The 9,209-nt window shown below is 66.7% G+C and carries 7 protein-coding genes; 2 read left to right on the forward strand and 5 right to left on the reverse strand.

Annotation, left to right across the window (positions count from 1 at the left end; translation table 11 throughout):
- Positions 1-104 precede the first annotated feature (104 nt).
- Positions 105-1,181 (forward strand): nucleotidyltransferase domain-containing protein, encoded by a 1,077-nt coding sequence (locus tag KDH83_RS13775; protein ID WP_212316608.1) that lies wholly within the window; start codon positions 105-107, stop codon positions 1,179-1,181.
- Between the two features lie 106 nt (positions 1,182-1,287).
- Here the strand turns inward: KDH83_RS13775 and glmS are convergent, their stop codons facing one another.
- On the reverse strand, positions 1,288-3,120 hold the full coding sequence (gene glmS, locus KDH83_RS13780; protein WP_212316610.1) for a glutamine--fructose-6-phosphate transaminase (isomerizing): 1,833 nt from the start codon (positions 3,118-3,120) through the stop codon (positions 1,288-1,290).
- 151 nt (positions 3,121-3,271) lie between these two features.
- Here glmS and KDH83_RS13785 point away from each other — a divergent pair, with 151 nt between their 5' ends.
- Positions 3,272-3,763 (forward strand): Lrp/AsnC family transcriptional regulator, encoded by a 492-nt coding sequence (locus tag KDH83_RS13785; RefSeq protein WP_212316612.1) that lies wholly within the window; start codon positions 3,272-3,274, stop codon positions 3,761-3,763.
- Positions 3,764-3,787: 24 nt separating this feature from the next.
- Here KDH83_RS13785 and KDH83_RS13790 read toward each other — a convergent pair whose 3' ends face one another.
- The 4 genes from KDH83_RS13790 to glmU form a co-directional block, all read right to left on the reverse strand.
- Complete coding sequence (locus KDH83_RS13790) at positions 3,788-4,849, reverse strand: glycosyltransferase family 4 protein (RefSeq protein ID WP_212316622.1); 1,062 nt, start codon at positions 4,847-4,849, stop codon at positions 3,788-3,790.
- Positions 4,846-6,168 carry a UDP-glucose/GDP-mannose dehydrogenase family protein gene (locus KDH83_RS13795; RefSeq protein WP_212316624.1) on the reverse strand — a complete coding sequence of 441 codons (1,323 nt, stop codon included), beginning with the start codon at positions 6,166-6,168 and terminating at the stop codon, positions 4,846-4,848. Before KDH83_RS13795 ends, KDH83_RS13790 begins: the two co-directional genes overlap by 4 nt.
- 135 nt (positions 6,169-6,303) lie before the next feature.
- On the reverse strand, positions 6,304-7,686 hold the full coding sequence (locus KDH83_RS13800; RefSeq protein WP_212316626.1) for an MFS transporter: 1,383 nt from the start codon (positions 7,684-7,686) through the stop codon (positions 6,304-6,306).
- Positions 7,683-9,056: a bifunctional UDP-N-acetylglucosamine diphosphorylase/glucosamine-1-phosphate N-acetyltransferase GlmU gene (gene glmU, locus KDH83_RS13805; RefSeq protein ID WP_212316628.1), complete on the reverse strand. Its 1,374-nt coding sequence runs from the start codon at positions 9,054-9,056 to the stop codon at positions 7,683-7,685. The genes KDH83_RS13800 and glmU overlap by 4 nt, the downstream gene beginning before the upstream one ends.
- Positions 9,057-9,209 lie beyond the last annotated feature (153 nt).

Consider the following 9,209-nt stretch of genomic DNA (forward strand, 5'->3'; position numbering starts at 1 on the left):
GACGTCTGTGGATGCGTTTCCCCATGCGGACGCCCCTACGGGACTACGCACCTGGCAAGCAGCATCATGAAAAACGGCGTCATAGAAAATAGGATGCTAAGTCCATGTTTTCTTTGACTATTGGAAGAATTCAATGGAAAATTCATGAATCATCCAATCCTCTTGTAAATCAAATACTTATGCCTCACTCTTTCTTCGACGAGGTTCCAGAGGACAAGCTGAAGCACATCATTGACGCTCAGCAGCTTCACACTGCCTACCGGGCGGCTTTCCAAGAAGCAAAGCGGTATCAGGGGCGGCTCAATTGGGAAAGCGCGAACGGTACGGAGTACCTCGTCAGCACCCGATATGACTACGGGGTACGCCAGCGGAAAAGCCTCGGGCCCAGGAGCGATCACACCGAAGAAATCCTCCGCTTTTACACGGAACGATCAGCGGCGTGTCGCAAGCTGCTCGAGGCCCTTACCGCGAAACTCGAGAAACAGGTCAAGATCAATCGTGCGTTGCGCCTGGGCAATGTGCCGCCCCCGGTCACCAAGGTGTTGGCCCAGATCGAAAACGCCGGGCTGGCCAGGAAAATCATGACCATCGGCACGAATGCGATGTACGCCTACGCATGCGCCGCGAGTGTCACGTTTGCAGACTCCATCATGGCGACGCAAGATCTAGACCTGCTCTGGGACAGCAGGTCAAAGCTGCGAATCGCGAGCCCGGACCCAAAGGGCTTGCTCGGCGTCATTCAGCGTGGCGACCCATCCTTCATGAAAATGGAGGGCAAGCCATTCACGCTAGTGAACAACGAGGGCTACCAGGTCGACTTGATCAAGCGCGATGAAGGCTACCAACACTCGGAGCCAGGCCAGATTTGGGCCAACGAGGAGGACTTCTGGGCGGTGAAGGTGCACAACATGGACTGGCTTCTCTCCGCTCCCAGATTCGAGCAGATCGTGATCAGCACCAACGGCGGCATGGCAACGATGACTACCGTCGACCCGCGTGCTTTCGGACTCTTCAAAGTCTGGCTAAGCGAACAAAACACACGCGATGCCGCCAAGCGCAGACGGGATTCCGCTCAGGCGACTGCCATTTTTCGACTGATCGAAGAATGGCTTCCACAACTTTCTTTCGAAGACATCAAGACGATACCGGAACGAATCCGAGTCCGCGCGCGCGACATCTGAGCTTGAAGTCCACCTGAGCATCTGGATAAGCAGAAAAACACCCCAAAGGTTGGATCGGCGTCCAACTTTTGGGGTGCGGTTCAAAACCAATACACCTGCCCCCGCCTCACTCCACCGTCACGCTCTTGGCCAGGTTGCGCGGCTTGTCCACGTCCGTGCCGCGCGCGCAAGCCGTGTGATACGACAGCAGTTGCAGCGGCACCGTGTGCAGGATCGGCGACAGCATGCCGTAGTGCTCGGGCATGCGGATCACGTGCATGCCCTCGGCGCTGACGATCTTGCTGTCGGCGTCGGCGAACACGTACAGCTCGCCGCCGCGCGCGCGCACTTCCTGCATGTTGGACTTCAGCTTTTCCAGCAGGCCGTCCTTGGGCGCGATGGTGACCACGGGCATGTGCTCGGTCACCAGGGCCAGCGGGCCGTGCTTGAGTTCGCCGGCCGGGTAGGCCTCGGCGTGGATATAGCTGATTTCCTTGAGCTTGAGCGCGCCTTCCAGCGCGATCGGATAGTGCATGCCGCGACCCAGGAACAGCGCGTTTTCCTTGGAGGCGAAACGGTCCGCCCAGGCCATGATCTGCGGTTCCAGCGCCAGCACCGAACCGATGGCGGCGGGCAGGTGGCGCAGCGACTTGATGTGCGCGGCTTCCTGCTCGGCGGTCAGATTGCCGCGCACCTGCGCCAGCGCCAGCGTCAGCAGGAACAGTCCGGTCAGCTGAGTGGTGAAGGCCTTGGTCGAGGCTACGCCGATTTCCACGCCGGCGCGCGTGATGTAGGACAGCTTGCATTCGCGCACCATGGCGCTGGTGGCCACGTTGCAGATGGTCAGCGTGTTCTGCATGCCCAGCGAACGTGCGTGCTTGAGCGCGGCCAGCGTGTCGGCCGTTTCGCCGGACTGCGAGATCGTCACCACCAGCGCGCGCGGGTTCGGCACGCTGTCGCGGTAGCGGTATTCGCTGGCGATTTCGACATTCACCGGGATCTTGGCGACGGACTCGATCCAGTACTTGGCGGTCAGACCCGCGTAGTAGCTGGTGCCGCAGGCCAGGACCAGCACCGAATCGATGTCCTTGAAGATCTTGTAGGCGTCATCGCCGAACAGCTCGGGCGTGATGGACTCGATGTCCTGCAGGGTATCGCCCACCGCGCGCGGCTGCTCGAAGATTTCCTTCTGCATGTAGTGGCGGTACGGGCCCAGCTCGGCGGCGCCGGTGTGCACGTGCACGGTATGCACCGCGCGATCGGCGGCGCGGCCTTCGGCGTCCACGATCCAGACGCGGGTCAGCTGCAGGTCGACGACGTCGCCGTCTTCCAGGTAGATGATCTGGTCGGTGGTGCCGGCCAGGGCCAGCGCGTCGGACGCCAGGAAGTTCTCGTTCTGACCCACGCCCACCACCAGCGGCGAGCCCTGGCGGGCGCCGACCACGCGGTGCGGTTCATCGCGGCAGAACACGGCGATGGCATAGGCGCCATGCAGGCGGCGCACGGCCTGCTGCACGGCCTCGAACAGGTCGCCGGCGTACAGGTGGTTGACCAGGTGGGCGATGACCTCGGTGTCGGTCTGGCTTTCGAAGACGTAGCCGGCGGCCTGCAGCTCGGCGCGCAGTTCGTCGTGGTTCTCGATGATGCCGTTGTGGACCAGCGCGATGCGCGGCTCGTCATTGCCCAGGTGCGAGAAGTGCGGGTGGGCGTTGTGCGTGGCCGGCACGCCGTGGGTGGCCCAGCGGGTATGGGCGATGCCGGTGAAGCCGGTCACATGGTCCTGGGCGATCTGGTCGCTCAGTTCGGCCACGCGTTGCGTGCTGCGCGTGCGACGCAGGTGGCCATCGGCGTAGACCGCGACGCCGCAGGAGTCGTAGCCGCGGTATTCCAGCCGCTTCAGGCCTTCGACGAGGATCGGGGTGATGTCGCGCTGGGCGACGGCGCCAACAATGCCGCACATAGGAGAAACTCCTGTAAGGGTTCGGGTACGGAACGCATTGTGCGCGCGCCACAAAGAAATTTGATTTCTTTATGTGAAGTTTTTTGGAAGTTTATTTACTTACTGGATTGTGATTAAATAATCTTTCATTTCATACGCCAAAGTGAAATACATGGCGCAAAACACCGCTCCCGCGCTGCCCGAACTGGACGATCTGGACCGCCGCATCCTGGAACAGCTGCAAATCGACTGCGCGCTGACCAACCAGGACCTGGCCGAACGCGTGCACGCCTCGCCCCCGACCTGCCTGCGGCGGGTGCGGCGGCTGGTCGACATCGGCGTGGTCGACCGGCAGGTGGCGATCCTGGCCGCCGACAAGCTGGGCAGCACGCTGACGGCCATCGTCGAGATTACGCTGGACGTGCAGGCCGCCGAGAGCCTGGACGCGTTCGAGCAGAGCATGCTGGCCGAGCCCGCCGTGCTGCAGTGCTACCGGGTGTCGCCCGGTCCGGATTTCGTGGTGATCGCACAGGTGCGGGACATGCCGGCCTACCATGCGCTGGTGCACCGCGCCTTCACGGCGCAGGCCAATGTGCGCAACGTGCGCACGTTCTTCTCGGTGCACCGCGCCAAGTTCGAGACGCGGATCGCGGTGCGGGAGTAGCGGTGCGGGAGTAGCGGTGCGCGACTAGCGACGCGGGGATAGCACCCGCTCGAACTGCGCCAGATACCGATTCCCCATCTTCTGCACATCGTGCTCATCGCGCACGTAGGCATAGGCGCGCTCGGTAACTTCCTGGCGGAAGACGGCGTCGTCCAGGCAGCGCGCCATGCCGGCGGCCAGGGCCTTGTGGTCGCCCACGGCGCAGAGCACGCCACGACCGTCGGCCAGGCTTTCCTTGAGACCGCCGGCGTCGGTGGACACCACCGGCACGCGCTGCAAGAAGGCGTCCAGCACGCTGCTGCCCAAGGCTTCTTCCTCGGAGCTCATGACGAACACATCCAGCACGCTGTAGAAATCTTCCACGCCCTTGCGAAAGCCGGCGAAGCGGTAGACGTCCTCGATGCCCAGCTTGCGGGCCTCGTCCTTGGCGGCCTGTTCCTGGCCGCCGCCGGCGCCGAAGTGCAGGAAGATGAAGTCGCGGCGCGTGCGCGCCAGCTCGGCCACGGCGCGCACCAGCGTGACCGGGTCCTTGTCCTGGATCAGCGCGGCCGAGGTCGCCATGACCTTGCGGCCGTCCAGCTGGAACTCGCCGACCAGCGCGGCGACGTTGTCGGCGTTGATCGCATGCGGCTCGACGGCGCTGCGGATGATGGCGGGCTCGATGCCGAGCCGGCGCGGCTCGCTCGCGGCCATCTCGCTGATGGCCACGAACAGGTCGACGTGGCGCCACTTGAAGCCGGTCTTCCATTCCTCGTTCGGCTTGACCACGAAGGAGGTGCGGCGCGAGAAGGCCACCGGCCGGCGGTGCAGCCATTTGGTCAGCACGGCCCAGGTGACGGTATTGGCCGTCTGGGCATGGATGATGTCGTAGCGGCCGGCGCCGGCCAGGAAGCGCAGCTGCGCCGGCACGTTGCGGCATTCGTGGACGGTGAATCCTTCCTGGCGCGCGCGCTCGGCCAGCGGGCCGCCCAGGCGGCACATCAGTTCGACCTCGTGGCCGGCCTTGCGGAAGGCGCGCATGCAGTAGAGCGTCTGCCGCTCGCCGCCGCGCCAGCCCTTCTCGAAGTTCAGCTGCAGGATCTTCATGCGCGGCCGATGCCCGAGTAATCGAAGCCCAGGGCGCGCACGTCGGCCGGCGTGTAGAGGTTGCGGCCGTCGATGATCAGCGGCGTCTTGAGCAGGGCCTTGACGCGGTCGAAGTCGGGCGCGCGGAAGACCTTCCATTCGGTGGCGATCAGCAGCGCGTCGGCGCCATCCAGCGCGTCGTACATGTCCTTGGCGAAGGTCACGCCGGGCTGGCCCACCAGCACGCGCGCGGCTTCGTGCATGGCCACCGGATCATAGGCGCGCACTTCGGCGCCGCGACGGGTCAATTCCGCGATGGCGGTCAGGCTGGGGGCTTCGCGCATGTCGTCGGTATTGGGCTTGAAGGCCAGGCCCCACAGCGCGATCTTGCGGCCGCGCAGGTCTTCGCCGTAGCGCTGCGTCAGCTTCTCGGACAGGCGGAATTTCTGCGCGTGGTTGGCGGCCTCGGCGGCCTCGATGACGCGCATGGGCAGGCCGTGCTCGGCGGCGGTGTTGACCAGCGCCTGCACGTCCTTGGGAAAGCAGGAGCCGCCATAGCCCGCGCCGGGATAGAGGAAGTGATAGCCGATGCGCGGATCCGCGCCGATGCCGCGCCGCACCTGTTCAACGTCGGCGCCCAGCGTCTCGGCCAGGTTGGCCATCTCGTTCATGAAGGAGATGCGCGTGGCCAGCATGGCGTTGGCGGCATACTTGGTCAGCTCGGCCGAGCGCACGTCCATCACCATGAGACGATCGTGGGTGCGCTGGAAGGGCTCGTAGATGCGACGCATGACGCCGATGGTGTAGTCGTCGTCGGCGCCGACGATGACGCGGTCCGGACTCATGAAGTCGTTGATGGCCGCGCCTTCCTTGAGGAATTCCGGATTGGACGCCACCGTGAACGGCAGGTCCACGCCGCGCGCGGCCAGCTCCTTGGCGATCACGGCGCGCACCTTGTCGGCTGTGCCGACGGGCACGGTGGACTTGTCCACGATGAGCTTGCGCGAGGTCATGTGGCGCGCGATGTTGAGCGCGGCGGCCAGCACGTATTTCAGGTCGGCCGAGCCGTCCTCGCCGGGCGGGGTGCCGACGGCGATGAACTGCACGTCGCCAAAGGCCACGCTCTGCGCCACGTCGTCGGTGAAATGCAGCCGGCCGGCCTGCACGTTGCGGCGCACCAGGTCTTCCAGGCCGGGTTCGTAGATGGGGATGCCGCCCTGGCGCAACAGCGCGATCTTGGCGGAATCCACGTCCAGGCACATGACGTCGTTGCCCATGTCGGCCAGGCACGCCCCCGACACCAACCCTACGTAACCGGTACCCACGACCGTGATCTTCATGCCCGAACGCCCTTCAAGAATTGGAAAACCGGCGCCGCGGTGGACAAGCCGGCGCCGGCCGCCATTATAGAAGCGCGGCCGGCCGGGACGCCGGTCCGGCGCGCTCCCGGGGTCAGGTCGTCGCGGACAGGGCCGCTAGGGCGTCCGCAGCCTGTTGAAGCGGATGGCGTTCACCGCCACCGCCAGCGCCGCGCAGACCGTGCCCAGCACCAGCGCCAGGCCGGGGCCATGGGCCGCGCTCAGGCTGAAGGCGATGGCGACCAGGGCGGTGCCGAAACTCTGGCCGAACACCCGGGTGGTGGCCTGCAGGCCACCGGCGGCGCCGCTGCGCGCGCGCGGCGCGGCCGACAGCATGGCGCGGTTGTTCGGCGTCTGGAAGAAGCCGAAGCCCAGGCCCGCCACGAACATGCCCGCCAGAATAGGCGCATTGGACACATGCGTGGGCAGTAGCGCCAGCCACAGCATGCCGGCCACCATGGTGGCGGCGCCGATGCCGCTCATGGTCGCGGGCGAATAGCGGTCGGACAGCCGGCCCGCCAGTGGCGCGACCAGCGCCGTGCCGACCGGCCAGGCGCCCATCAGCATGCCGACTTCCAGGTACGGCCGTCCCAGCACCTGCTGGAAATAGAAGGGCAGCGACACGTAGGACGCCATCTGCGCGGCGAAGGTGCAGGCGGACGCGGCCACGGCATAGGCCAACGGGCGGATGCGCAGCAGGTCCACCGGCACCAGCGGCGCGGGCTGGCCGCTGGCGCGGCGCATCAGCACGATGCCCAGAACGGTGGCGATGGCCACCAGGCCGATGCCGCGCAGCAGGTCCGCGCCCATCATGTCCACGCCCGAGATGAACACGCCCAGCGTGGCCATGCTGAGCAGCGCGCTGATGCCGTCGAAGGCGACGTTGTTGCGCGGCACCTCCGGCAGGTGCCGCAGCCCCAGCATGGCCAGCACGCAGACGGGCAGGTTGACCGCGAAGATCCACGGCCACGGCGCCACCGACAGGATGGCCGAGCCGATGGTCGGCCCCAGCACCGACATCACCGCCACGGTGGTGGCGTTGATGCTGATGCCGCGCCCCAGCATCTTGAGCGGATAGATATTGCGCACCAGGCCGCCGAACAGGCACATCAGCGTGGCAGCGCCCACGCCCTGGAACACGCGCGCCAGCGTCAGCTGCAAGAGCGTGCCGGCCAGCGCGCAGCCCAGCGAGGCCAGCGTGAACAGCACCAGCCCGAAGGTGAACATGCGCCGGAAGCCGATGCGCTCGGCCAGCGCCGACAGCGGCAGCAGCATGGTCACCACCGCCAGGTTGTAGGCGTTGACGACCCAGACCGCCTGGGCGGGCGAGGATTGCAGGTCGGCCGCGATGGTGGGCAGGGCCACGTTGGCGATGGTGGTATCCAGCACCGACAGGCTGATGCCCGTCATCACCGTGGCCGCTGCCCAGTAGCGCCGGGGCGCCGGCAGGCCGTCCTGCGGCGCGGCGCCCGGCGTGCCGGTCGGCCCCGCGGCGGTCACGACTTCTTGGTCGGGCGTTGCCAACCGTCGACGGTGAGCTGCTTGGCGCGCGAGACCGTCAGCTTGCCGGCCGGCGCGTCGCGCGTCAGCGTGGTGCCGGCGCCCAGCGTGGCGCCCTGGCCCACGCGCACCGGCGCGACCAGCTGCGTGTCCGAGCCGATGAAGGCGTCGTCCTCGATCACGGTGCGGTGCTTGTTGACGCCGTCGTAGTTGCAGGTGATGGTGCCGGCGCCCACGTTCACGCGCGCGCCGATCTCGGCGTCGCCGATGTAGGCCAGGTGATTGGCCTTGCTGTCGGCGCCCAGCACGCTCTTCTTGATCTCGACGAAGTTGCCGACGTGGCTGCGATCGCCCAGCTCGGCGCCGGGGCGCAGGCGGGCATAGGGGCCGACGCGCGCGTCGCGGCCCACCTGGGCGTCCTGCAGATGGCTGTAGGCCTCGATCTGCGTGCCGGCGCCGACGCTGACGTCGCGCAGCACGCAATGCGGACCCACGCGCACGCCGTCGGCCAGCGTGACCTCGCCTTCGAACACGCAGCCCACGTCGATGAACACGTCGCGGCCGCAGCGCAGCGTGCCGCGCAGGTCGAAGCGCGCGGGATCGGCCAGCGTGACGCCGGCTTCCAGCTGGCGGCGGGCCTGCTCGGCCTGCCAGCGGCGCTCCAGCTCGGCCTGCTGCACGCGGCTGTTCACGCCCAGCGTTTCCCAGGAAGCCGCCGGCTGGGCCGCGCCCACCGGCACGCCGTCGGTCACCGCCAGGCCGATCACGTCGGTCAGGTAGTACTCGCCCTGGGCGTTGTTGTTGTCGATGCGGGACAGCCAGTCCTTGAGCCTGGCGGTCGGCGCGGCCAGGATGCCGGTGTTGACTTCCTTGATGGCGCGCTCGGCCTCGGAGGCGTCCTTGTGCTCGACGATGCGGCAGACCTGGCCGGCGGCGTCGCGCACGATGCGGCCGTAGCCGGTGGAATCGTCCAGCACCTCGGTGAGCACGGCGGCGCCGTCGCCGCGCGCGGCCAGCAGGCGGCGCAGCGTGTCGGGCTGCACCAGCGGCACGTCGCCGTACAGCACCAGCGTCACATCGTCCTTGCCGTCGCCTTCGAGCAGCAGCGGCACGGCCTGCTGCACGGCGTGGCCGGTGCCCTGCTGCGGCTGCTGCAGCGCGAAGTGCAGGCCTTCCTGGCCGCCAAACGCCTGCTTGACGCGGTCGGCGCCGTGGCCAACCACCACGGTGATGCGGGCGGGCGCGAGTTCGCGCGCGCTGGCCAGCACGTGCGCCAGCATGGGCTTGCCGGCCAGCGTGTGCAGCACTTTGGGAAGGTCGGACTGCATGCGCTTGCCCAGTCCGGCGGCGAGTATCACTACATTGAGCATAGAGGTCTACTGTGTTGGAAAACGCAACGGCCCCGAGGAGCCGTTGCGCGTTGCGATTGAGGTCAAGGAGCCGGCGCCAGTGTGCTGTCCCGTAGATGCGTCCGCATGACGAAATTCATCCATAGACGTCAGGGCTAGGCGCAAACCGCAGTG

Source organism: Achromobacter sp. Marseille-Q0513 (genome assembly GCF_018195695.1).
In the GTDB taxonomy this organism is placed as follows: Bacteria; Pseudomonadota; Gammaproteobacteria; order Burkholderiales; family Burkholderiaceae_B; genus Achromobacter.

Excerpts from the sequence above, each read along its gene's own strand:
- KDH83_RS13775 (WP_212316608.1), top strand. The coding sequence starts at position 105 with ATGTTTTCTTTGACTATTGGAAGAATTCAATGGAAAATTCATGAATCA.
- glmS (WP_212316610.1), bottom strand. The coding sequence starts at position 3,120 with ATGTGCGGCATTGTTGGCGCCGTCGCCCAGCGCGACATCACCCCGATC.
- KDH83_RS13785 (WP_212316612.1), top strand. The coding sequence starts at position 3,272 with ATGGCGCAAAACACCGCTCCCGCGCTGCCCGAACTGGACGATCTGGAC.
- KDH83_RS13790 (WP_212316622.1), bottom strand. The coding sequence starts at position 4,849 with ATGAAGATCCTGCAGCTGAACTTCGAGAAGGGCTGGCGCGGCGGCGAG.
- KDH83_RS13795 (WP_212316624.1), bottom strand. The coding sequence starts at position 6,168 with ATGAAGATCACGGTCGTGGGTACCGGTTACGTAGGGTTGGTGTCGGGG.
- glmU (WP_212316628.1), bottom strand. The coding sequence starts at position 9,056 with ATGCTCAATGTAGTGATACTCGCCGCCGGACTGGGCAAGCGCATGCAG.